The organism is Nostoc sp. DedQUE09 (assembly GCF_034530915.1).
Taxonomy (GTDB): Bacteria; Cyanobacteriota; Cyanobacteriia; order Cyanobacteriales; family Nostocaceae; genus Nostoc.
Map to the genome: position 1 here is coordinate 13,504 of NZ_JAVRCE010000015.1, position 24,026 is coordinate 37,529.

General features: G+C 41.0%; 23 protein-coding genes and 1 pseudogene. 13 read left to right on the forward strand and 11 right to left on the reverse strand.

What is annotated here, in order from left to right; genetic code table 11:
• The first annotated feature begins 493 nt into the window (after positions 1 to 493).
• On the forward strand, positions 494 to 916 hold the full coding sequence (locus tag RMY27_RS12055; protein ID WP_322663431.1) for a response regulator: 423 nt from the start codon (positions 494 to 496) through the stop codon (positions 914 to 916).
• A 21-nt stretch (positions 917 to 937) separates the two neighbouring features.
• On the opposite strand, the gene RMY27_RS12060 is transcribed toward RMY27_RS12055, so the two are convergent.
• The gene (locus RMY27_RS12060) at positions 938 to 1,117 is read right to left on the reverse strand and encodes a hypothetical protein (protein WP_322663433.1); all 180 of its coding nucleotides are present in this window, start codon (positions 1,115 to 1,117) and stop codon (positions 938 to 940) included.
• Between the two features lie 679 nt (positions 1,118 to 1,796).
• Here RMY27_RS12060 and uvrC point away from each other — a divergent pair.
• The 3 genes from uvrC (at position 1,797) to RMY27_RS12075 (ending at position 4,754) form a co-directional block, all read left to right on the forward strand.
• Entirely contained in the window at positions 1,797 to 3,674 is a 1,878-nt protein-coding gene (uvrC, locus tag RMY27_RS12065; RefSeq protein WP_322663435.1) for an excinuclease ABC subunit UvrC, read from the forward strand.
• A 149-nt stretch (positions 3,675 to 3,823) separates the two neighbouring features.
• Positions 3,824 to 3,967, forward strand: coding sequence for a hypothetical protein (locus RMY27_RS12070; protein WP_322663437.1), 144 nt, complete (start codon positions 3,824 to 3,826; stop codon positions 3,965 to 3,967).
• A gap of 607 nt (positions 3,968 to 4,574) precedes the next feature.
• On the forward strand, positions 4,575 to 4,754 hold the full coding sequence (locus RMY27_RS12075; protein ID WP_179067652.1) for a replication restart DNA helicase PriA: 180 nt from the start codon (positions 4,575 to 4,577) through the stop codon (positions 4,752 to 4,754).
• A 360-nt stretch (positions 4,755 to 5,114) separates the two neighbouring features.
• Here RMY27_RS12075 and RMY27_RS12080 read toward each other — a convergent pair whose 3' ends face one another.
• The 5 genes from RMY27_RS12080 to lgt all read right to left on the reverse strand — a co-directional run bounded on the left by RMY27_RS12080 (position 5,115) and on the right by lgt (position 9,279).
• Complete coding sequence (locus RMY27_RS12080) at positions 5,115 to 5,585, reverse strand: hypothetical protein (RefSeq protein ID WP_322663439.1); 471 nt, start codon at positions 5,583 to 5,585, stop codon at positions 5,115 to 5,117.
• Between the two features lie 139 nt (positions 5,586 to 5,724).
• Positions 5,725 to 6,819 (reverse strand): 23S rRNA (adenine(2503)-C(2))-methyltransferase RlmN, encoded by a 1,095-nt coding sequence (gene rlmN, locus RMY27_RS12085; RefSeq protein WP_322663441.1) that lies wholly within the window; start codon positions 6,817 to 6,819, stop codon positions 5,725 to 5,727.
• 79 nt (positions 6,820 to 6,898) lie between these two features.
• Positions 6,899 to 7,252, reverse strand: coding sequence for a phenylpyruvate tautomerase MIF-related protein (locus RMY27_RS12090; protein ID WP_229484222.1), 354 nt, complete (start codon positions 7,250 to 7,252; stop codon positions 6,899 to 6,901).
• Between the two features lie 120 nt (positions 7,253 to 7,372).
• Positions 7,373 to 8,197 (reverse strand): precorrin-4 C(11)-methyltransferase, encoded by an 825-nt coding sequence (cobM, locus tag RMY27_RS12095; RefSeq protein WP_322663443.1) that lies wholly within the window; start codon positions 8,195 to 8,197, stop codon positions 7,373 to 7,375.
• A 206-nt stretch (positions 8,198 to 8,403) separates the two neighbouring features.
• The gene (lgt, locus tag RMY27_RS12100; RefSeq protein ID WP_322663445.1) at positions 8,404 to 9,279 is read right to left on the reverse strand and encodes a prolipoprotein diacylglyceryl transferase; all 876 of its coding nucleotides are present in this window, start codon (positions 9,277 to 9,279) and stop codon (positions 8,404 to 8,406) included.
• Between the two features lie 295 nt (positions 9,280 to 9,574).
• Here lgt and coaD point away from each other — a divergent pair, with 295 nt between their 5' ends.
• The 3 genes from coaD (at position 9,575) to RMY27_RS12115 (ending at position 11,177) form a co-directional block, all read left to right on the forward strand.
• The gene (coaD, locus tag RMY27_RS12105) at positions 9,575 to 10,126 is read left to right on the forward strand and encodes a pantetheine-phosphate adenylyltransferase (protein ID WP_322663447.1); all 552 of its coding nucleotides are present in this window, start codon (positions 9,575 to 9,577) and stop codon (positions 10,124 to 10,126) included.
• On the forward strand, positions 10,036 to 10,704 hold the full coding sequence (locus RMY27_RS12110) for a DivIVA domain-containing protein (protein ID WP_322663449.1): 669 nt from the start codon (positions 10,036 to 10,038) through the stop codon (positions 10,702 to 10,704). The genes coaD and RMY27_RS12110 overlap by 91 nt, the downstream gene beginning before the upstream one ends.
• Before the next feature lie 146 nt (positions 10,705 to 10,850).
• Positions 10,851 to 11,177, forward strand: coding sequence for a Ycf66 family protein (locus RMY27_RS12115; protein ID WP_322663451.1), 327 nt, complete (start codon positions 10,851 to 10,853; stop codon positions 11,175 to 11,177).
• Positions 11,178 to 11,272: 95 nt separating this feature from the next.
• Here RMY27_RS12115 and RMY27_RS35505 read toward each other — a convergent pair.
• Positions 11,273 to 11,392, reverse strand: a pseudogene (locus RMY27_RS35505) (hypothetical protein); the annotation flags it as partial.
• A gap of 293 nt (positions 11,393 to 11,685) precedes the next feature.
• Here RMY27_RS35505 and RMY27_RS12120 point away from each other — a divergent pair.
• Positions 11,686 to 12,726, forward strand: coding sequence for a VCBS repeat-containing protein (locus RMY27_RS12120; protein WP_322663453.1), 1,041 nt, complete (start codon positions 11,686 to 11,688; stop codon positions 12,724 to 12,726).
• 538 nt (positions 12,727 to 13,264) lie between these two features.
• Here RMY27_RS12120 and RMY27_RS12125 read toward each other — a convergent pair.
• The 3 genes from RMY27_RS12125 to cysS form a co-directional block, all read right to left on the reverse strand.
• A complete protein-coding gene (locus RMY27_RS12125) occupies positions 13,265 to 14,611 on the reverse strand; it encodes a TldD/PmbA family protein (protein ID WP_322663455.1) in 1,347 nt (448 codons plus the stop codon).
• Between the two features lie 118 nt (positions 14,612 to 14,729).
• Positions 14,730 to 16,169, reverse strand: coding sequence for a TldD/PmbA family protein (locus RMY27_RS12130; protein WP_322663456.1), 1,440 nt, complete (start codon positions 16,167 to 16,169; stop codon positions 14,730 to 14,732).
• A 147-nt stretch (positions 16,170 to 16,316) separates the two neighbouring features.
• Positions 16,317 to 17,762 carry a cysteine--tRNA ligase gene (cysS, locus tag RMY27_RS12135; protein WP_322663458.1) on the reverse strand — a complete coding sequence of 482 codons (1,446 nt, stop codon included), beginning with the start codon at positions 17,760 to 17,762 and terminating at the stop codon, positions 16,317 to 16,319.
• Between the two features lie 287 nt (positions 17,763 to 18,049).
• On the opposite strand from cysS, the gene RMY27_RS12140 reads away from it, so the two are divergent.
• From RMY27_RS12140 to RMY27_RS12160, 5 genes are all read left to right on the forward strand, one after another.
• Entirely contained in the window at positions 18,050 to 19,168 is a 1,119-nt protein-coding gene (locus RMY27_RS12140) for a GTP-binding protein (protein WP_322663460.1), read from the forward strand.
• Positions 19,169 to 19,286: 118 nt separating this feature from the next.
• Positions 19,287 to 19,739: a D-aminoacyl-tRNA deacylase gene (dtd, locus tag RMY27_RS12145; RefSeq protein ID WP_322663461.1), complete on the forward strand. Its 453-nt coding sequence runs from the start codon at positions 19,287 to 19,289 to the stop codon at positions 19,737 to 19,739.
• A 103-nt stretch (positions 19,740 to 19,842) separates the two neighbouring features.
• On the forward strand, positions 19,843 to 20,184 hold the full coding sequence (psb28, locus tag RMY27_RS12150) for a photosystem II reaction center protein Psb28 (protein WP_322663463.1): 342 nt from the start codon (positions 19,843 to 19,845) through the stop codon (positions 20,182 to 20,184).
• Positions 20,185 to 20,275: 91 nt separating this feature from the next.
• Positions 20,276 to 20,782 carry a molybdenum cofactor biosynthesis protein B gene (locus RMY27_RS12155; protein WP_322663633.1) on the forward strand — a complete coding sequence of 169 codons (507 nt, stop codon included), beginning with the start codon at positions 20,276 to 20,278 and terminating at the stop codon, positions 20,780 to 20,782.
• Positions 20,783 to 20,924: 142 nt separating this feature from the next.
• Entirely contained in the window at positions 20,925 to 22,676 is a 1,752-nt protein-coding gene (locus RMY27_RS12160) for a diguanylate cyclase (RefSeq protein WP_322663465.1), read from the forward strand.
• Between the two features lie 195 nt (positions 22,677 to 22,871).
• On the opposite strand, the gene mraY is transcribed toward RMY27_RS12160, so the two are convergent.
• The gene (mraY, locus tag RMY27_RS12165; RefSeq protein ID WP_322663467.1) at positions 22,872 to 23,975 is read right to left on the reverse strand and encodes a phospho-N-acetylmuramoyl-pentapeptide-transferase; all 1,104 of its coding nucleotides are present in this window, start codon (positions 23,973 to 23,975) and stop codon (positions 22,872 to 22,874) included.
• Positions 23,976 to 24,026 lie beyond the last annotated feature (51 nt).

Below are 24,026 nucleotides of genomic sequence, written 5' to 3' on the forward strand. Positions count from 1 at the left end.
AATAATTACTTGCACCGATAATATAATTTAATCTTCTAGGTTATACTTTTTCTAACAACACTTGCAAAAAATAAATCGGTTGCAAGATTTTACATCTGTATGCCTCTACGCACTTGATTTATTTTTAATATGGATTTTGTACAATAGTATTACTTAGCCTCACATTTTTATGAAAGGCAATACGATAATGTTAGTCCCAGTATTACTTAAGCAGTTTTACTCAGAAAATTTAGGCAATTAAAATTGTGAAATAAATGTTAAATTAATAGTCTAAATTATAAAAAATTTGTAAAAAAAAGATTAATTTTTGATTTAGTTACATTTCTTTATACTATCATTCTAGTATTGTAGTGCAGCTAAATTCGATTTCTCCAGATATTTAATTAGACTACATAAATAAAATTTATATTTGTTTCACTGCTTAAATGCATGACTGTTTTAGTTTATGGTAAATTTTTAGCTTTTAATTAAGATCATCAGATAATAAATAGCAATGACAGTAAAATTACTCAATATAAATCAGCCATTGCAGTCACACAAAGTTAGACGAATTTTACTAGTTGAAGACCATTACCTCAATCGGATGTTACTTAGCGACTATCTAAGTTACTGTGGGTATGAAGTCCAAAGTTTGTCAGAAGGCTCTGCTTTTTTCTCAACCATTGAGAAATTCCAGCCAGATTTAATGTTATTGGACTTGAAATTGCCAGATATTGACGGTTATTCACTCTTAAAACAAGTCCAGCAAAAACCTCATTTGTCAAAAATACCTATTATTGTGGTTTCAGCCTTTGCTTTTAAAGCAGATCAAGAACTAGCTCTGAGTTTGGGTGCATGTTGCTATTTTGTCAAACCTTTAAAACTTAAGGATCTCATCCTTGCAATTGAAGAACAGTTTACTTGTCGCCACAGATAAACTTTTTTGGTAGGCGTATATTTATTCTACTTTTTGGTCAGCAATAAACTCTTCAACACACTCGCTAAGAGTTTGTACAGAACTACCAATTGTTGAAATTTTCTGTTGCACTTGTGCTAATAACAAAACTGCTGTTTGCAGTTCATTGAGAGTTTCAGCCATAGCCTCACGATACCGGATTTCAAAATCTTGTAAATTCATAGTTTAGCTCTTGCCTGAAATCATGAATAATTAATATATTCTCAATCATAATCGGAAATTTAACTGACTAAATCCGTTAATGCGCTTAATATTATAAATTCAATAAATAAACATAAACATTGCCAATAAATTAAGATTTTATTTAATGTTTATGTAAGCGATATATAAGTCTATTCCTTATTAATAAATAATCTAGTTCAATACAAAAATGTTATCATCTAATCTAAAATATAAAGTTTTAGATAATAAAGTATTACCAATTTAAAAATGTTAACTATAGATTCAAAAAGCAAAGTTTTTATTCTGACAGTAGTAGTCAATGACTAAGGTGACAGCGAAACAACCTCTCGTCTGCTCGAAGGTTGTGATGCTTGGAGTTAGTTTTTGCCAAGCCTCTAGCTTAGAAACTGACTCACTGTAGGAGAAGCCGAAGAAATATCCAGCCGACTTCTTTTTATACAGACTAAAAAGCCTCTTGGCTTGAGAGTGCTATTAGCGGTAGCAGGGCGTTGAGTCAGTGCTGAGTTAAAAGTTATTCTTCTCTCTCAATCCTCTTTCATCTGTATGTAGTATGTACCGCTCATGATGGCTACTTTATATTTACTTGATAAATAATTTGTTAAATCGGCACGAAAAAACAATTTTTCTTAAAATAGATAAAGATTACCTAATTTTGGTTGTGACAATATCTACTCAAGTATTACCGCTGGTTAAAGAGCCAGAACGACTAGAAAACCGTCTAGCCGAAATTCCACCGGAACCGGGGGTTTATTTCATGCGGGACAGGAGCGATCGCATTATATATATAGGTAAATCACGTAAGTTGCGATCGCGTGTCCGTTCCTATTTCCGGGATGGCTACAACAAGACTGAACGTATCGCCACGATGGTCAAGTTGGTGACAGAAATTGAATTCATTGTCACTGATACTGAAGCCGAAGCTTTAGCGCTAGAAGCCAATTTGATCAAGCAGCACCAACCGTACTTTAACGTGCTGCTCAAAGATGATAAAAAATATCCTTATCTCTGCATTACTTGGTCAGAAGATTATCCGCGAATTTTTATTACCCGTAAGCGCCAATTCGGTAAAGAAAAGGATAAATTCTACGGGCCTTATACTGATGCTGGTTTATTGCGAGAAATTGTCCGCATCTGCAAGCGCATCTTCCCACAGCGACAACGACCCCAACCACTGTTTAAAGACCGCCCTTGCTTGAATTTTGATTTAGGGCGTTGTCCTGGTGTGTGTCAACAGATGATTTCACCGGAAGAATATCGCAAAATTGTCCAAAAAATCGCGATGGTTTTTCAAGGTCGAACCCAGGAACTGATTGATATTTTGACCCAACAGATGAACGCAGCCGCTGAGAACTTAAATTTTGAGTCAGCTGCGCGGATTCGAGATCAAATTTCTGGCTTAAAGTCGCTGACAGCTGACCAGAAAGTTTCCTTACCAGATGATACTGTTTCGCGGGATGCGATCGCACTGGCAGCCGATGAACAACACGCTTGTATTCAACTATTCCAGATTCGCGCTGGGCAATTGGTTGGACGTTTAGCCTTTGTGGCAGATGCTCACGCGGAACCAGGAGCTATTTTACAACGAGCTTTAGAGGAACATTACCAAACTGCTGATTCCGTAGAAATACCTTTAGAGATTTTAGTACAGCATGATTTACCAGATGCGGAGATATTGGCGGATGTCTTAACTCAACGTAAAGGCAAAAAAGTCACAATATTGACTCCTTTGCGCCAAACTAAAGCAGAATTAATTGAGATGGTAGAGCGAAATGCTCAGTATGAATTGCAAAGAATGCAGAAATTTGGCGATCGCAATCACCAAGCAATGCAAGACTTAGCCACCATCCTCGATTTACCAGATGTACCTCACCGGATCGAAGGTTATGACATTTCCCATATTCAAGGGTCAAATGCTGTAGCTTCGCAAGTCGTGTTTATCGACGGATTACCCGCAAAGCAGCACTATCGCCACTACAAAATTAAAAATCCTACGGTGACAGCAGGACATTCAGATGATTTTGCTAGTCTTGCTGAAGTCATCCAGCGGCGGTTCCGTAAATATGCGGAAGATCAGCAATTAACACGTTTGGGTAATCCTGACTGGCCTGATTTAATCATGATCGATGGTGGTAAAGGTCAGTTATCATCAGTTGTCGCCGTCTTACAAGAGATGAATTTATTAGAAGACTTGCGAGTTGTAAGTTTAGCAAAGCAGCGAGAAGAGATTTTTTTACCGGGAGAGTCTAAACCCTTAACAACTGATGCAGAACAACCTGGGGTACAGTTGTTGCGGCGGCTACGGGATGAAGCGCATCGGTTTGCAGTGAGTTTCCATCGTCAACAGCGCAGTGATAAATTGAAGCGATCGCGTTTAGATGAAATTCCTGGCTTAGGACATCATCGACAAAAGCAGCTACTAGGGCATTTTCGCTCAGTGGATTATATTCGGCAAGCAACAACCACACAACTCGCTGAAGTCGCAGGAATTGGGCCACGTTTGGCTCAAGAAATTTACGATTATTTTCATCCTGCTTGAAGTGAGAACTCCCATTGTCACCTTGAACTGAAGATTGGGGACTAGTAGGCAAGACGGAATGAAAAATTAAAAATGAATGCAGCGTAAGCGTTTCATTGATTTGGAATGGGTGGTTTATTTACGCTGTCTTATATTATGGCCGTAGTCACATGGTTAAAACAGTGTTGATTGCTCAAAGGCTTGAAACAACCGGGTTTTTACTCAGCACTCAGCACTCAAAACTCAGCACTCAATACTCAGGACTCAGCACTCAATACTCAGCACTCAATACTCAGCACTCAATACTTAGTTAACGGATATATTCCCATAAGTTCTCTCCAAGATGTCAAAAACAGACCAGTTATCAAAAGGATGCTAGAGTTTGCTGCACTAAGATTCGGGTCTAATTACTGGCATTGGAGAGAATTTTAAGCGGCTCCCGGAGTTTCGACCAAAGAAAGCCGTTTCTGATAAAGTTTGGTAGTTTTATTTAAATTATCTCATTAGAATTTGACCTCATAAATCTTGTTAGCAAATATTAACTAAATCTTAAGATAGATATTTTGTTACTAAATATACAGTAATTTATATGGTTTAATTTTTGAATACAAGAATGGCTTTTTTTGTATTCGTCTGAAACGATTATAAACAACCCTCTCTCAAGGCATTAGTCATAGGGATCAGTAAATATCTAAGCGGCATTTAATTTAAAAATAATTTATGTATCTAAAGTAGGAGGGTAAAATCACTGAAATTCTAGAATAATAGATAAAGATATGGGAAAGTTATCAAACCTGAAGTTTTGTTTAAAATAATCAGCCAATATTACAGCAGTTTGTTAAGTTGGGTCGAACCAGATTTTTTCCTGGTTTAACTAGTAGCTTTACCAAATATAAAATAATTACAACCAGGGGTTTTAAAATGCAGACAGTACAAAAGATTTACTGCCCAAATTGTGGTAGTCATGCAGAGCGTTATTATATTTCTGATAGTCAATTAACTCGCACACAATGCCCAAGTTGCGACTATTTGATGATTAGTTGCACTCGCACTGGCAAAGTAATTGAAGCGTATGCCCCTGGCATTCATGCACACCGTTAGCTAATAAGAAAAAATTAAAATTGGAGAAGATTTTCTCTAATTTTAAAAAAAAGTTTTTATCAAAACTGAATTCAGGAGTTAGAATTCTGTGTAAATTGGAGTTTGACTGGCGCGAAGCGGTAGTGAGTCAGCGTACCACTACCACGACGGGTAAGCAAGCTACGCGCATCGTCTTGTAAAAAGCTTCTGAAGAAGCGTATTTATTAAACACGCTAAGTCGTCCTTTCCACATCTCTGAAAAAGAAGATTTAGCGGTTTAAATTAGTGGCGAGTCAGTAGCAAGATGCCGCAGGGTATTCCCCACTTTCTTATTCAGAATCCAGAATTCTGAATTTTTCTTGAACAGAAATTTTGAACACTTCACAGGTTTTGTTTCTGTTGTTTGAGTTCTTGCTGTCGTCTCTGTTCTTGTAATCTAAATTGTTGCTGTTGTCTAATTTGTTGATCTTGTCTGAGTTGTTGCTGTTGTATTCTCAGCTGTTGCTGTTGTGTAAATTGTTGTTGTTGTTGTCTTGTTTGTTCCTGTTGTAGTCTAAATTGCTGCTGGCGTATTAGTTCTTGCCGTTGTCGTGTAAATTCTTGCTGTTGTTGTTGTAGTCGTGGTTCTAGAAGTGGTTGTTGAAGGTTTTGGCGTAGCCATGTTTCCTTCAATTGCTCTTGTGTTTGCTGAATTCGTTCCTCTTGTTGTTGTCTCATTCTTTCTTGAAAGGACTCAGGTTGCTGAGGAATCGGTTGAATTATTTGTCCATAAACAGGAGAATCTATCGGCAAAGCTTTTGCAAGAACAATCGCTAGTAGCCATAGTTTAAGCGTCAATGATCGATTCAACATAAGTGATTTGTTACAGATTGGGTTGAGCGATCGCTTAACCTTAATATAACAATTCCTACCGCGGCCCTCTTGCAACAATTACAACTAACGTGCAGAAATACGTAAGTAAAAGTAACTAAATTTACTGAGTAAAACAGATTTAATTCTTACTTGCTCTTAGTTGTCCGCAAGCAGCATCAGCTTCTAAACCACGGGAATAACGGACGCTAACAGCAGTATTTTGCTGCTTGAGAACGTTGACAAATGCTTGAATGCGATCGCGGTTGGGGCGTTTGTAGTCTACTTCTTGGATAGGATTGTAAGGAATCAAATTTACATGACTTTGGAATCCTCGCAGGCATTTTGAAAGTTCCAATGCGTGTTCTGGTAAATCGTTAACACCAGCGAGAAGAATGTATTCAAAAGTAACTCGACGCCCAGTGATTTCTACATATTCTCGACACTCAGCCAATAAATCTTCGAGAGGATAGGCACGGGCGCTAGGAATGAGTTTTTCTCGTAGTGCTTGGTTGGGTGCGTGGAGACTTACAGCCAGAGTAATTTGCAAATTATTTTGCGCGAACTGACGGATGCGATCGCGAATACCCACTGTAGAAACTGTAAGCGATCGCTGCCCAATACCGACATCTTGATTGAGAGATTTCAGTGCTGCTAAAACATTCTCAGTATTCAACAACGGTTCACCTAATCCCATAAACACCACATTGCTAACCCGTTGCTGAAAATCTTCTTGCACAGTCAACACCTGATCGACAATTTCGTGCCGTGCTAGGTTACGTTTGTAGCCTCCCTTACCAGTAGCGCAGAAATCACACGCCATTGGGCAACCCACCTGAGTAGAGACGCAAACTGTCAAACGGGCTTTTGGGCCTTCTCCCCTTTCTGCGAAGGTGGGGATACCAACAGTTTCAATAATTTGCCCGTCTGTTAATCGTAAAAGATATTTCACCGTACCATCGGGAGCCTCAGAGCGGTAATGTAAAATTGAGCGCCCAATGGGAACTTCTGCTACTTCTTTGCGCCATTGCTTGGAGAAGACAGAAATATCAGCTAGCGATCGCACTCCCTTATCGTAGATCCATTCATGCAGTTGCTTTCCTCTGTAAGCAGGTTGTCCTTGTTGCTGCACCCAAGTGCTTAACTCCGCCAGAGAAGCACCAAGAAGGGGAGGAATTAATTCTGATTTTTCTGGGTTGTGTGAGTCAACCTGAGATACAAGAGGCGTAGCGGACATAAAAAAATCACGAGTTGATGTAGGATCTCTATCCTACACCTGCTAGATCGAGTTAGTCTTGACCAAAGAAGATGGTTAATTAACCAAAGGTTGTGCCATTCCAGCCCCACATTGCACCCTTGGCGTCTGCAAACTCTATGTAAATGCGATTTTTCGGCACACCTAAAGTTTGGTTAATCTGCTGGCAAAAGTCTTGACTCATTGCTGCGGTTTGATCTGGCTTCATCGTGCCAACGCTCTTAATTTCAATGTAGCAAACCGGGTCTGTATTCCCTGCAAAAGTCATGGGGATTTCTGGCTCAAAAGCAGTCATTACATAGGATTCTGGTTTTCCCAAATGTTTCGCTAACTTTGCTGATAGGTTTAAAAGCATTGACTCAATTTCAGCTTTTTGAGGAGCAGATGCAGAAGTTTGCACTTTAATTAAAGGCATAGTACCGAATTGGAATTTTGGATTTTATTACACTGTTAAGTTTACCGAAACGCAGAGGACATGAGGTAATGGGGCGACAAGGGAGATGAAGAGAATAACCCATGCCCAATGCCCCACTATTTAGTTATGAGATGAGCGAAATAGATGACTATGTTCGGGATGATATAAACGTGATCGCCCCGTTGTTGTTGAGAGTGCTGGACTGATTATATAAAGTGTAGTGCGAATTAGTTTTTCTTGATGAGTGCAGTCTGCCATTTGATTTAGAGGGACAACCCTGATTTTTTCATCGGGCCAGCCGATGCGAAAGCAAATCGCAATGAGAGTTTCTGCTGGATAGTGTTCGAGTAGTTTGGCTTGGGCATTTTCGACGTGACGCGCACTCAAATACAAGCAGAGGCTAGCCTGATGTGCCGCAAGAGAGGCTAATTCTTCAGTGGCGGGGACTTCTGTACGTCCACTGATGCGTGTCAAAATAATGGTTTGAACTAAACCAGGGACAGTCAGTTCTATTTTAAGTTTGGCAGCAGCAGCTTGAAAGGCGCTGATACCAGGTATGACTTCAAAAGGAATATTTGCCTCTGCGAGGAGGTGCATTTGCTCGTGGATGGCGCTGTAAAGACTAGGATCGCCAGAATGGAGACGGACTAGAGATTTGTGCTGCGATCGCACTCTATCGATCATAATCGCCAAAATTTCTTCTAAAGTCTGATTCGCAGTCCTAATTATCTCGGCATCTTTTCGGCAAAGTTCTAAAATTTGTTCGGGTACTAAAGAATCAGCAAATAAAATTACATCAGCAACAGCCAGTAGTTTCTGTGCCTTCACCGTTAATAAATCAGGATCTCCAGGGCCTGCTCCGACAATATACACAGATGGTTCTACAGCATATAGTTCTTTTTTGTAACTTAGGCTTTCAGTATATTCGTTTGTAAAAGAACACACGGCAATCCCTCAAAAAAGTTTTTTGGCAAATTCTTCAGTATCTTTCCGGATTCACCCTCTTTCCTTAGTAGAGAGTAATGGTAGATGCACCCTGGTTAAGCCCTAGAGAATACTCTGGGGCATTTTTTATTTTTTAGTCATTGGGAACTGAGCACTTGTACTGAGCGTAGTCGAAGTATTGGGCATAGTTATTCTCCTTGTCCCCCTCATTCCCCACTCTCCCCATTTCCCTTAAGAGTAGGAACTACATCGGGTAAAGGGCGTTTGAGTAAGTAAAGCCAAGCTAATCCCACTAATCCCAATAGAATTCCTAGACTACTGACTACTTGTGCCATCCGTAATGGCCCCAGCATCAAGCTATCAGTGCGAAAGCCTTCAATCCACAAGCGTCCTAAGCTGTAGGCTGGCCAGTAAATTAGAAACAGTGTGCCTACCTTCAAGCGTGGTTTACCGGATAAAGACCGGAAAAACAAACTTATTAGTAGCGTAAACACCATTAAATCCCATAGAGATTCGTAGAGGAAGGTGGGATGAAAGTAATCGAAACTAGCATAGTCTAAAGGACGATGGTCTGCTGGAATATAGAGTTTCCAGGGTAAATTAGTAGGATCGCCAAAAGCTTCAGAATTAAAGAAATTGCCCCAACGTCCGATCGCCTGCCCTAAAATCAGCGAAGGTGCTACTAAATCTGCCAGTTGCCAAAAAGAAACCTGCTTGATTTTGGCAAAGATTAACGCAGCCACAACGCCACCAAGAATCGCTCCATGAATGGCAATACCTCCTTCCCAAATCGCAAAAATTTTTCCTGGAGTTGGGGCATATTTTGACCACTCAAAAAAAACGTAATATAGTCGTGCGCCAGGAATTGCCCCAATCAACAACCAAAAGAACAAATCGCCTAGCAACTCAGGATTAACATTACGGCGCTTTGCCAAATTCTGGGAAAGGATGACGCCAATTAACACTGCTGTGGCAATTAACAAGCCGTACCAACGAATAGTTAGTGGCCCTATTTTCACCAGAATCGGTCCTGGAGAAGTAAATTGAAACGCCAAGGGCAAGGTGGAAAAATCCAGTGCCATGAAAAATTACCTAGAAAAGTTCGTTAACTACCCGCGCACTGAGCTAAGTACGGAGTTTCTTGTGTCTCGAATACTGTAACTACACTTGAATCTTCCACAATATTGTGGGGACGTAGGTAAAAATCCAGTATTCATATTTAGGAGTCTAATTCCTAACGCCTAGTTGAGCATAACTTGTGCCACTAAAACAATTGAGTTTACCATCCTTACCGAGAGCGCAAGATGGTAGATTTGAGTAAGTTACACAAAATAGTTTCAATATAATCACCTAAACAACTTTGATATATTTAAAATTGTGATAGCTATTTATCCTGGTAGCTTCGACCCCATCACCTTGGGACACCTCGATCTCATCCAGCGCGGTAGTCGGCTGTTTGAGCGGGTGATTGTCGCTGTACTGCGGAATCCTAACAAAATGCCACTTTTTAGTGTAGAGCAACGGCTAGATCAGATCCGTCTTTCTACACAACATCTACTTAATGTAGAAGTAGACAGCTTTGATGGTCTTACCGTCAACTATGCCCAAATGCGACAAGCACAAGTTTTGATCAGGGGTTTACGGGCTGTGTCAGATTTTGAAGTGGAACTGCAAATGGCTCACACCAATAAAACTCTTTCTACCCAAATAGAAACAGTTTTTCTCGCAACCTCAAATGAGTATAGTTTTTTAAGTAGTAGTGTGGTAAAAGAGATTGCAAGGTTTGGTGGCTCTATCGATCATCTCGTTCCCCCACACATTGCCCTAGATATATACCAATGCTACAATCAGAAATCTCCAATGTTGAACCCAATCTTAACGGAAGCAATCCCCCCTCTCAAGAATATCTCGGTGGAGAGGGAAGCATAGATATTCAGCAGGAACTCAACCGTCTAGAGGAAATGGTTCTCTCTAGTCTCAGGATTCCGCTGACGGGACGCACACTCATAGATGAAGAAAAGCTGCTAGATCAGCTTGATTACATCCGACTGGCTTTACCATCACTTTTTCAAGAAGCAGCAGCAGTTCTCAACCAAAAGGACGAAATTCTGCTGGAGGCGGAAGAGTATGGACAGCAGGTTGTAGAAGCTGCACAAGCAAAAAGAGCGCAAATTTTAGCTGAAAGCGATATTATTCACCAGGCGGAACAAGAAGCTGAACGACTGCGGCGACAAGTGCAACAAGAGTGTGAGGGAATAATGCAAGAAACCCTCGCCGAGATTGACCGCAAGCGGTATGCTTGTCAGCAAGAGTTAGAGCTGATGCGACAAACTGCGATCGCTCAAGCTCAAGAAATTGAAGATGGTGCTGATGCTTATGCCGATGGCATCCTGGGAAATATCGAGCAGGATCTCAAAGATATGTTGCGAATTGTCACCAACGGACGGCAACAATTGCAAATTGATAACCTCACTCAGCGCAATTCACCTCCTAGCAAAAAGCGATAGAGGCTCTAATAAGAGATGATGAAAAATCATAAGTTGGGTTTCACTATTGCTTAACCCAACTATTTTTATTAAGAATGATTTTTTGGGGAATCTACCGAATAATAAATTTAAATTTGTGGATTGTAATTAAACAGGATCTCTAATAAATGATTACTTTCGCTCAAGTTAATTTTGGATTAAATCTAGCTGGCTTAATTGGAATTATTTATTTTCTTTTGGCAGTTATTTACTTTATTTTAACAGTAGTTTGGCTAACCCAACGTGGAACTAGGCTTACAGGTTGGGCTTTAGCCCTTTACATTATTCAAGTGATATTTACACCAATTATAATGTTAATGTGCGGAGTAATCCTGTTTTTTCAAGGTTGGCGTTTAGATCCAATTCTTCAGTTTGAACAATTTTTATCGTTGCTATTAATTATTTATTTCGCTATTAAAGATATTGTAATTAATGCAGTTTACAGAAATAGGTGATTTTAGAATTAAGTTAATTTAATTAATATTTGTGTTTAAAAGTAAGAAAAATCAGGACGGAGAAAAAATACTTAATTTTTATTCTCTAGTCTACTTTACTGCGATCGCGATTGGTTAATTCGCTTTTGCAATTCGGCTTCAATTTCTTCATCTGTGGTACAAATAATTTTTGGACGGTACTCTAATCTATCCATAAGAATGTGGAAAGCTTCTAGATTTTTGGGATGCTAGCAAACTCAGTCCGTAACTCTTCATCAGTCATCGCTTGGTAGTTAGAAGCTGCCATAAAAATATTACGGTGTAAAGGTTTGTAAATGATTAGCGTAGTTTCTGGAACTAAAACTGAATCTTAAATAGGTATAGCAAAGTGCTGAGTGCTGAGTGCTGAGTGCTGAGTAAAAACCCAGTCGTTTCAAGCCTTTGAGCAATCAACACTGTCCTAATCTATGTGACTACGGCTATACGTAGTTTTACTACGCGCAATATTATTGCTTAAAGGAGCATTATAATGAGCACTTTCGGTTCGTTGTTTGTAGCTCAAGACAATAATTTTACTGTCGTTGATGGGGGATGGGCTAGCTTTGACCAATATCCGCGTCAGCTTGGTGATATCAACGGCGATGGTCGTGATGATATTGTCGGTTTTGGAAATAGTGATGTCTACGCCGCTCTAGGTCAAAGCAATGGCACTTTTGGTCCAATATTTGTCGCTCAAAGCGATAATTTTTCTGTGGTTGATGGCGGATGGACTAGCTTTGACCTATATCCACGTCAGCTTGGTGATGTCAACGGCGATGGTCGCGATGATATTGTCGGTTTTGGAAATAGTGATGTCTACGTCGCTCTAGGTCAAAGTGATGGCACTTTCGGTTCGATATTTGTCGCTCAAAGCGATAATTTTTCTGTAGTTGATGGCGGATGGACTAGCTTTGACCTATATCCACGTCAGCTTGGTGATGTCAACGGCGATGGTCGCGATGATATTGTCGGTTTTGGAAATAGTGATGTCTACGTCGCTCTAGGTCAAAGTGATGGCACTTTCGGTTCGATATTTGTCGCTCAAAGCGATAATTTTTCTGTAGTTGATGGCGGATGGACTAGCTTTGACCTATATCCACGTCAGCTTGGTGATGTCAACGGCGATGGTCGTGATGATATCGTCGGTTTTGGAAATAGTGATGTCTACGTCTCTCTAGGCCAAAGTGATGGCACTTTCGGTTCGATATTTGTCGCTCAAAGCAATAATTTTTCTGTAGTTGATGGCGGATGGACTAGCTTTAACCAATATTCGCGTCAGCTTGCTGATATCAACGGCGATGGTCTCGATGATATTGTCGGTTTTGGAAATAATGATGTCTACGCCGCTCTAGGTCAAACCAATGGTACTTTCGGTTCGATATTTGTCGCTCAAAGCGATAATTTTTCTGTGGTTGATGGCGGATGGACTAGCTTTAACCAATATCCGCGTCAGCTTGGCGATATCAACGGCGATGGTCGCAATGATATTGTTGGTTTTGGAAATGCTGATGTCTACGTCGCTCTAGCTTAATAGTTTATTTGTCATTAGCTAGCTCCGATGTCATCTCCCTGTTAGAGGATGTTTGTAAAGTCTAATAGACCTCTTGCAAAAATCCTTGAATCACCCCTCCCCAACCCTCCCCGTATGTATTGGGGAGGGGGCAAGATTTCAAGTTTACCGCCAATATATCGGGGGGATAAAGGGGGTTTATTCGACTTATGCAAGAGGTTTAATTTATTACTAGCTTTGGCGATTATAAGTCGTGCGCCAATTGTTCATGGGGAAAGCCACCTTATCTACGGGACGCTACGCGAATATTTGTATAGTAGCGATTTCTATCCGCGCAATACTTTTCAAACATCTTCTTAAGGTAAATTTCTTGGTTCTATCGCTCCCCTGATCATAAAGTGACTTACGCTATTATTAAATACCAAGCTGAGAAACTGCAAAACCCATTCTGCGTAAGGATAATAGGTTTAAAAAAGCATGGATTTAATATTAGGAACCATAAAGGGAGCGATAGAGCCTATTTTTATCTGTTGGCTTTTGATTTCCTCTCAGCAGATGATTACAAAGTATATGTAAAATCTTCTACCAGCATACCGGGAACTAAACTACCTCCTAGTTGGCGACTTTCATAAGTTCCTACTTCGGGAATAAACTCCTGAAAAGTAGTCAAATCTATTAGATTTTCTCCCCAGAAGCGATAGAGACTTTCATCAAAACGTAAGTTTTCAATGGGGGCGATAATTTCTCCATTTTCTACCCAAAAACAAGCATAACGAGTCATACCTGTGATTCTACCAGTGTGGCGATCGCTCCAATTCAAGTAATGCAAATTTGATACATATAATCCTGTATCTAAACTCGGAAGAATCTGCTCAAATACTAAATTACCAGTACTCACTTCTGGCGCTCGTAAAGTCTCTGAACCATTAGCGCCGTTGGCAATTTTTTGATATTCCTTAGCAGTCCGGGAATTCACCAAAGTATTTACCAAACTTCCTTTTTCTATTACAGGTAACTCCGGTGCTGCCATTTCTCCCAATTCATTGAATCGCGGCACTAATCCTCTCTGAAAATTTTCTTTCAAACTAAATTTTAGAGAAAGTTGTTTTTCTTGACGCGATAAGGCAGCTAAAGCACTGTTTCCTTGTTGGATATCAGCTTCGCTCACAGCTCCCCAAGAAAGCATCAATAATAAATCTGCAACAGCAGCAGGTGCAAAATAAGTTCTGTACTGTCCACGTGGCAGTTCTTTAGTTGGGTGAGCAAGCAATTCTAGTTGTTTTTTAGCTTCGCTAATTTTTGCAATATATGTAGATTCATTCCAATCACTCCCGGCAAATGTACCCTTAACAGCTTGTCCAGATGTAGAGAATAGAGAATAATCTAATGTGAAAGAATCAGTTGCAAACCAGTGTTTTTGACCGCTAGAATCACCATAAGCTTTAATTACCATTCCCCCTGCATATATCCCTGTAAAATCTAGTTCAGCAACAAGTTCTAGCACCGTTGGGACTACTGCTTCTGCCGCCAATAAATTCCCAAAATGTATTTCTCGACTGGTATTATTTCCTGATGGGAAAACTAGATATGGATCGATGGGTAGTAAAATAAGTTCTTCACGTAATTCCTGTAAAGAATTATATGCTAACTGCCAGTCTACCTCCCAATTGCCAGTAAAGGGAAACTGCCGAACACTGTTGCGCTGCTCTTTCATCAAAGTTAGTTCTATCCAACCATCAGCAACACAACCAGTTTGTCGCACTTTCGCATGATTAAAACGAGTAAATTGACTTACCTCACTGCTAAGTCGTACAGTAAATTGTTCATTTTCTGCTTTCTTGAACAGCAGAGTTTCAATCAGTCGATTAAAGCTGACTTCTAATGCAGATAATTCCTCAATTTTCATAGATGTTAAATATTAATAGGAAGTGGAGAAGGGGAAAAAGTTATAAGTTAGGAGTGAGGAGTTATGAGTTGAAGATTTTTTTAACTTTTAACTTATAACTTTCAACTCCTAACTTTTTTCAAGTTCCTCCACCAAAAACTTCAACATTAGCAAACACACAGATAGGCGAACCGTGTCCTACCCAAATGGCCTGATTTGGTTCTCCTTTGCCACAATAAGGAGTACCATACATTTGCCAATTTGTGGCATCTCCGACTTTAATTAAACTATGCCAAAACTCTGGTGTTGTGGCGCGGTAATTTGGATTACGAAGGGTTTTGGTGAGTTTGCCATTTTCAATTAATTTAGCGTACTCACAACCAAATTGGAATTTGTAGCGGCGATCATCAATTGACCAAGAACGGTTAGATTCCATGTAAACCCCGTGTTCTATCCCGCCAATAATATCTTCAAAAGTGCCGTTTAAAGGCTCTAAATTCAAGTTACCCATGCGATCGATCGCTGGTCGATTCCATGAGCAAGCACGGGCACAGGCAACTCCTGCTACACCTGCTCTGGCTTGACTCTCTAGACTGCCTAAACCCCGTTGCAGTACACCTTCTTTAACCAAATACTCCCGTGTCGCTACAGCACCGGTATCATCAAAGCCGTAGCTAGAAAATTCACCAGGCACGGTAGGATCAAAGGTAATGTTCATCAAAGGCGAACCATATACTAGGTTGCCAAAATCGCTTTTATTAACAAAGCTGCCCCCCGCATAGTTACGCTCATCTCCCAAAATTCGGTCAATTTCTAGGGGATGCCCAACACTTTCATGGATTTGCAGCATCATTTGATCTGGAGCTAAAACTAAATTGGTACGGGTGGTTGGGCATTCTTCTGCTGTCAAGAGTTCTATTGCTTGTTCACCTATTTGCCGCACCCGATGCCATAAGTTTTCTTGTTTTAACAGTTCGAGTCCGCCTTGGTAACAGTTTGCTTGCGAGCCGTTGTTGCTGCGCTGCTGGACAACTGCTCCATCTTGGGCGGTGGCTCCATAATGAGTGCCTATAGATAGAATTTTTTGATAAACTTCTGAGCCGTTGCTGCTAACAAACCAAGATTCTCTCTCAGTGGTGCTGGCACTGGCTATGGTTTGCACAATTTTGTCGTCAACTTTCAGCGTTTGGCAAATGCGAACTAGTAAATCGTTGATTTCTCCTGGACTCAGAGCATCCAATGGCTCAATAAATGGAGATTTATATTCACCAACGACTTTAGGGCGCTCACTTTCACGGAAAGGATGTATCCACCATTCACTGGCTGCTAGTGCCTGTTTGTAGGCTGTTTGGGCAGCGGTTTGCAGGGAAGACAGTTCTAGAGAGTTAGTAGCTGCATAACCCAGACAGCCATTGACCAAAACTTCCAGCATGGCTCCGACAGTGAAGGATTTGCCGTTTAGTTGGGGTAAGGCGTCACGGACTAAACGGTTAGTAGAAGTTTCCTTTACGGCTCTAATACCAATCCAATCAGCGGGTATATCGAAACTAGCGATCGCTTTTTTGAGTTCAGACCACATAATTTTGGGGAATAAAGAATGGGGAATGGGGAATGGGGAATGGGGCAGAGGTGCAGAGGTGCAGAGGCGCAGAGGTGCGGAGGGGAAAAACTTACTGCAATTTCTCCCCTGCTCCCCTGCTTTTCCACTCCCTACTCCTCACTCTCCCTAATTCCAGTGCCAGCGCGTGCCATCACGGCTATCAATTAGCGTAATACCTTGTGCTTGAAGTTCGTCACGAATGCGATCGCTTTCGGCAAAATTCTTGGCTTTACGTGCTTCTTGCCTTTGCTGAATTTTCGCTTCAATTTCCGCATCGCTTAAACCATTACTCTTGTCAGTTTCCGCTTCTATCTTGGCTTCTAAACCCAAAACTCCAGCTAATGTAACGAGAGTTTGCCATTGAAGTTGTAAGTCCTCTGCTGATGTTTCGGTTTTCCCTTCATGCACAATAATATTTCCCTCACGGCGCAGTTCTTTGGCTAATTCAAACAGCACTGTTAACCCACCAGGAAAATTAAAGTCGTTATTTACAGTTTCTTGAAAGCGTTCAACAGTTTCAGGAAGTAGTGAGGCAGTCCCCACTCCCCATCCTAGTTTTTTGCCGTATTGGTAGCCGAAGAGTAAACCTTCTTTAATGGTGTGCCAACCATTGGTTGCTGCGGCGATCGCTTCGTCGGTAAAATCAATTGGTGTACGATATTGAGCGGTCAGTACGAACAACCGCACTGCCATCGGGTCAACTCCTCGATCCAGCAAGTCTCGAATAGTGGTAAAGTTGCCCAAAGATTTGGACATTTTTTGACCATCTACTGTCACCATACCGTTATGCAACCAGTAACGCGCTAGGGGTTTTCCTGTTACAGCCTCAGATTGAGCAATTTCGTTTTCGTGGTGGGGAAAAATTAAGTCGGCACCCCCAGCATGAATATCGATGGTATCACCCAAGCGATCGCGCACCATTGCCGAGCATTCTATATGCCACCCCGGACGGCCTGCGCCCCAAGGTGATTCCCAAGCAGGTTCTCCCGGTTTTGCTGCCTTCCACAAAGCAAAATCGAAGGAGTCTTTCTTTTTCTGGTACTCTGGATCTTCTATGTTGACGCGATCGCTTTTCCCCGCTTGCAAATCTTCTAATTTCTGTCCAGAAAGCTTGCCATACTCAGAAAACTGCCGCACTGCATAATAAACATCGCCTTCAGCAGGGTAAGCAAAACCCTTATTTTCTAGCTCATGAATTAATCGCTGAATGCCATTCATCGTGTGGGTAGCACGCGGATATTCATCAGCTTCTTTGATTGAGAGCCGCGCCATATCTTCAAAATATGCTTTGATAAAGCGATCGGCTACGGCTTCCATCGATGAATTTTCAGCACAGGCTCGATTGAGAATCTTGTCATCAATATCAGTAAAATTCTGGATATATCGGACTTCATAACCGATAAACTGGAGGTATCGGCGTATTACATCCCAAACGATGCAAGCTCTAGCATGACCCAAATGGCAGTAGTCGTATACCGTCACACCGCAGTAATACATCTTAACCTTGCCTGTTTCGACTGTTTCAAACGGTTCTTGACGACGGGTGAGGGTATTGTAAAGGGTTAGGGTCATAACAGAGTAATGCTGAAATAGAGAGATACGTAATAATAGGGTAAAGCAGCTGGGATGACAGTCCAGCATCCCTATGCTAGTACGTCACGGCGGAAATCAACATACTATTGGACAAAATCTCGAAAGCCCAGAAATCAAAGGTTTTTGACTTTTGACACTTCGACTCCTTTCGGCTGCGCTCAAGGCAAGTCACTCAGTGTTAACTTTCGACTTCCGCCTTGCGACGCTAGTGTTTTCTGGACTATCTGCGCTACATTACTATTTTTTGAATATTTGATCACAGCGCTATGCAATCAGCAGTTACACCCGAATCTTCGGCAATGGATACGCCCAAACAAGGAATGCCAGTAACAATTATTACGGGTTTTCTCGGTAGTGGCAAGACGACTTTACTCAATCATATCCTCAACAACCAACAGGGTTTAAAAACCGCTGTTCTCGTAAATGAATTTGGCGAAATTGGCATCGATAACGAGCTAATTGTTTCCACTGGTGAGAACATGGTGGAGCTAAATAATGGTTGTATCTGCTGCACTATTAATAATGATTTAGTAGATGCAGTTTACAAAGTTTTAGAACGCCAAGAAAATCTAGATTATCTAGTAGTGGAAACAACTGGATTGGCAGATCCGCTACCAGTAGCTTTAACATTTCTGGGAACAGAGTTGCGGGATTTAACCCGTTTGGATTCGATTATTACTGTGGTAGACGCGGCAAATTACAGCCTAGATTTATTTAACTCTGAGGCAGCATACAGCCAAATTGCTTATGGCGATGTAATTGTGCTGAACAAAGCAGATTTAGTTGATGAAGCCACTTTGAACGAGTTAGAAAGAAAAATTAATGAAGTTAAGGAAGGAGCAAGAATTATCCGCGCGACGCGATCGCAAGTGCCACTTCCTTTAATTCTCAGTGTTGGTCTGTTTGAGTCGGATAAATATTTTGACACAGTGGTGGATGAACACGACCATCACGATCATGAACATCACGATCATCATGATGATCATGACCACTCAACATGCGGTCACGATCATCACGACCATGGCCACGATCACCACGATCACCACCACCATTCTGACCATTTAGAAAATGATGGTTTTACTTCCATATCTTTCCAAAGTGACAAGCCGTTTTCTATTAGGAAGTTTCAGTATTTCTTAGATAACCAGCTACCCTCAAATATCTTCCGAGCCAAGGGGATTATGTGGTTTGATGAAAGTCCGAAGCGTCATATTTTCCACCTTTGCGGTAAACGCTTCACCTTGGATGATGATGAATGGAAAGGTGAATTGAAAAATCAGCTAGTGCTGATTGGTCAAAATTTGGATCGTGAGGCTTTAATTAGTCAACTTGAAAAATGCATTTGTCTACCTTCAACCTCTCGCGGTAAAGGCTTTGGCAAATAAAAGTTAGGAGTTAAGAGTTTAATACTCGTTCCCAGGTAGAATCTGGGAACTCATTCCCAATTGCTCTGCCATTTGTCCTGATGAATGAAAACGCTTCCTCACGAACGTTTAGATTAAAATGCGCGTTGTTATCCAGCGAGTCAAATCATCTCAAGTTACAGTTAATGATGAAATTATCAGCAAAATTGGGCGGGGGCTAAATTTGCTTGTAGGTATAGCCAATACCGATACTGATGCTGAAATCGACTGGATGGTGCGTAAATGCTTAGAATTGCGCCTGTTTCCTGACCAAGAAGGAGACAACCGTTGGCAAAAATCTATACAAGAAATTGGTGGCGATTTGTTAGTAGTCAGTCAGTTTACACTTTATGGTGACTGTCGCAAAGGTCGCCGTCCTTCTTTTGACCGTTCAGCTGCTCCCCAATCGGCAGAAGATTTGTATAATCGTTTTGTTATCAAGTTAAGAGCTAGCGGGTTGCAGGTAGAAACAGGTAAGTTTGGTGCCATGATGCAAGTTACGATTGAAAACGACGGTCCCGTAACTTTATTACTTGAAAAAGAAGCGATTTAAATATATACACTAAAAACTGAATAACAGTAGCCTCTAGACCGTGGTGTTCTAATTGATGAGAGAATATTAAATTAACCATTACCAAAGTTTAAATTCATTCATCATGGCGAAAATCCAGTTTTCTAGAGGTCTTGACGAAGAGGTAACTCCAGATGTGCGCTTGACGCGATCGCGTACTGGGGACAGTGCTACAGCGACATTTACTTTTACGAATCCAAAAATTTTAGATCAAGGTACTACCGAAGATATTACCGGGATGTACTTGATTGACGAAGAAGGCGAAATAATTACCCGTGAAGTAAAAGCTAAATTTATTAACGGGAAACCGGAAGAATTAGAAGCACTTTACGTAATGAAATCTGCTCAAGAATGGGAGCGCTTTATGCGTTTCATGGAGCGGTATGCTGAAGAAAACGATCTGGGACTGAGCAAAAATGAGGCATAGAGAATAGGGCATAGGGCATGGGGCATTGATAATTGTCAATGCGTCATTTACCATGCCCAATTATCCATTATTAAAAGTACATGAGTGACATATAATGCTACAACCCCATCCAGACTCGCCTGGAGTTTTCGTAATTTGTGCTGTAGTTACTGTCAGCGATACGCGCACTTTGGAAACAGACAAAAGTGGTCAGCTAATTCAGCAGTTACTCCTTGGTGCTAACCATGCTGTAGGAGCCTACACTATTATTAAAGATGAACCAACACAAATTCAAGGGCAGATAGAAAATCTAGGTAAAAGCGCAAATTTGGATGCTGTAATTTTCAATGGTGGTACAGGTATTGCACCAAGAGATACCACCTACGATGCCATTGAGAAGTTACTGGAGAAAACTTTGCCGGGATTCGGTGAGTTATTTCGTTTTTTAAGTTATCAAGAAATTGGTTCGCGGGCGATCGCATCTCGCGCTGTTGCTGGTATTTATCAAAATAAATTAATCTTCTCGCTTCCTGGTTCGAGTAATGCTGTGCGACTGGCGATGGAAAAACTCATTTTGCCCGAACTCACTCACTTGGTAAGCCAGGTTTGTAAGGGGTGAAATTAGCACCTGTTCAGATAGTTACCATAATAACTTTTGTAAAACTAAGGCATCAGGTACTGAAATCATCCTTTCTATCCTTACATATTGAGGCTACCTAGAATTATAGTCAAACGGATGAAATATTAATATCAGGTCAGTAATGGAACCTATTTACTGGAATTGCATAATTGCTCACAGCATCACTGCATTTTCATACTTTGGTATCCCCATAGTAATAGGGATTTGCTTTGCCAAAACTAAGGCAACTATTCCTTCTAAGTTTTGGGTAGCTTTTTTGTTATCAGGTGGATTCGTACTATTTTGCGGATTTCATCACTTTTTGGCGATCTTTGAGCCATATATGGCAGTGTCGCTGCTGCATTTAGGCGTACTCGATGTAATGGCGTTTATTTCCTTGTCTACCTTACTCTACCTAATGCCAACCGCTTATCAAATTGTCAAGGCGATCGCCAGATATCAAGAAGATACCCGCGAACTGCAACGTAGCCAGCAGATGCAACGCCTATTCCTAGATCAGGGGCCATTTGCAGCCTATATCAAAGATGAGCAATCTAGAATTCTATACTACAACCGGGAGCTACAATCTAGATTTTCGGTAGATCCACAAGAATGGTTAGGAAAAACGGATAGTGAATTCTTGCCAGATCCAGAAGAGGGGCGGCGAGTAATGGAAAACGATCGAATCGTTCTGAAAACTCTACGTCCCTTGAAACTGATTGAAGAAGTAAAGGTATCTGCTAATAATCAGCCGTGCTACTGGCTATCGTTTAAGTTTCCGTTTAGCGATGGCGCAACGGGTGCTTACCGCGTTGGTGGGATCAGTATCGATATTACAGAATCTATAGAAGCACAGCGATCGCTCACTGATTTAAATCGGCAACTAGAAGAAAAAACACTGAAATTAGAAGCAAAAAAACGAGAACTTATATATCTCTCAGATATGGCGGAGATACTTTATTCCTGCGAGTCTGAAGATGAGGTGTATCAAGTAGTTGCTTTAACGTGTTCCAAGCTATTTCCGAATATAAGGGGTTCTATTTATATAATTGCTAATTCTAAAAATTATGTTCAGATGAATAGTTTTTGGGGAGGTGAAAGAAGAAGTAAAGAAATATTTTCACTATCTGATTGTTGGGCTTTGCGGAGAGGAAAATTAAATCTTTCATCGCCTCGTAATTCCGGACTAATGTGCAGTCACTTAATACAGCCTGTTAGCGGCACACATTTGTGCGTTCCATTGTTTGCACAAGGCGAAGTAGTTGGAATTTTACACCTCGATGCGCTTGAAGAAATCAGTCCAGAAGATCGACAAACTTCTGAGATTATTGCTAGAACATTAGGCATTGCACTGAATAATCTATCGATTAAACAACGTCTAACCCATGAAAACTTGCGGGATGGGATGACCCAACTATTCAATCAAAGCTATATGGAAAGCATAACAGAACAAAGGTTAGCGGAAGCGGAACGATCGGGACAACCTCTTAGTATTATTTTTCTTGATATCGATAACTTCAAGTCTTACAACTCGCGTTATGGACACGTGACTGCCAACATTGTTCTCCAGGGATTAGCAAAGTTACTTTTAAAATCTATTCGCTCCTTTGACATTGCTTGCAGATGGGGTGGTGAAGAATTTGTGATTGTCATGCCTAATATGACACTGGAAACGCTCAGAAAGCGAGTAGAACAATTAAGGCTAGATATTGAACAAATGCAATTGAAGGACGGCGACCGGCTCCTCGAAAGCATCACCGCTTCTTTTGGAATAGCTGTATCAGAACCAGGGATTACGGTTAAAGATTTTCTAAATCGGGCGAATCAAGCGATGCTTGAGGCAAAGCGAACAGGGAAGAATCGAGTTAGGGAATATGTAAATACTTATAATTGAAGAATAAAGAATTTAGAATACCGCAAGTGGTCAAACAATTTTAGATTTTAGATTTTAGATTTTAGATTGACTCTATGACTATCCTTTGCGCTTCAGTTTCCATAGAAATCAGAAACTTATAAATTTACTCTATAAAAAAACAACTCCCTGAAGATATGGGAGTTGTTTTTTATATTCAAGCAGTTTTTAAAACATTTAGAAAGGTGCGATCGCTAAACAGATGGTAGCCAAAATAGCAGCGATTATATAAAAAACTCCAACCACTTGCAATTCTGACCAGCCAGTAAGTTCTAAATGATGGTGTAAAGGTGCCATCTTGAAGAGACGTTTGCCTTTGCCATCGGGGCCCTTCGTGGCTTTGTAATAACTTACCTGTGCCATTACCGAGAGGGTTTCGACAAAGAAGATACCACTGAGAATAAACAGACCTACTAAGCTGTTTGTTAATAGTGCTACAGCAGCTAAAGCTCCTCCCAGTGCCAGGGAACCAGTATCTCCCATGAAAACGCGGGCTGGGTTGCGATTATGGGCTAAGAAACCTAAACACCCGCCACTTAGAGCAGCACAGAAAACCATCAATCCTGGTGCTGTTGGTGCGACTAAAGCACCTAATGCCAAAAGTGCGATCGCTACTGTTCCTGCTGCCAAGCCATCAATACCATCTGTTAAATTAGTCGCATTACTTTCTGCAACTAGTACAAAACCTGCTAAAGGCCAAAATAGGAATCCTAATGGTAGTGTGAAGCTTACCCAAGGCAAAGCAATATTTGTAATATTAGAAGGTTGATTAAACATCAGCCATAGACAAAACATAGCCGCAAAACTCACCTGCAAAGCCAGTTTTGTTTGTGGAGATATACCTTTATTTGATTTCCGGCGCAGAATTTGCCAATCGTCGAGCCAGCCAATCAATCCATAGCTGATTGTCAAAGCCGAAACTGCAAGCACCTCTTTAGAAAAGTTAGACAATATGCAGGCAAGCAACACAGATACAGGTATAAAAAATATACCGCCCATTGTGGGAGTGCCTGCCTTTTTGAGATGAGCTTGAGGCCCATCTTCACGAATTATTTGCCCAGTTTTAAGTGCTTGAAGTAAAGGTATTACCCAATAGCCCACCAAACCTGAACCCAACGCACACAACAGTAATGGCAGAGTTAGCGACATACTTTGCCACGGTAGCCGATTGGCCATCGAATCCAAGAAAAATGCTGTTGTACCTAACCCTACGGCTAATAAAGAGGCTAGAGCGATTCCAGAAATGTTTAATCCTTGCTCAGGAGATAATTTAGCGTCCACAGAAGTTTCCCTTCACTCCACACTTAATAAAATTGAATAGCAGTAACTAGG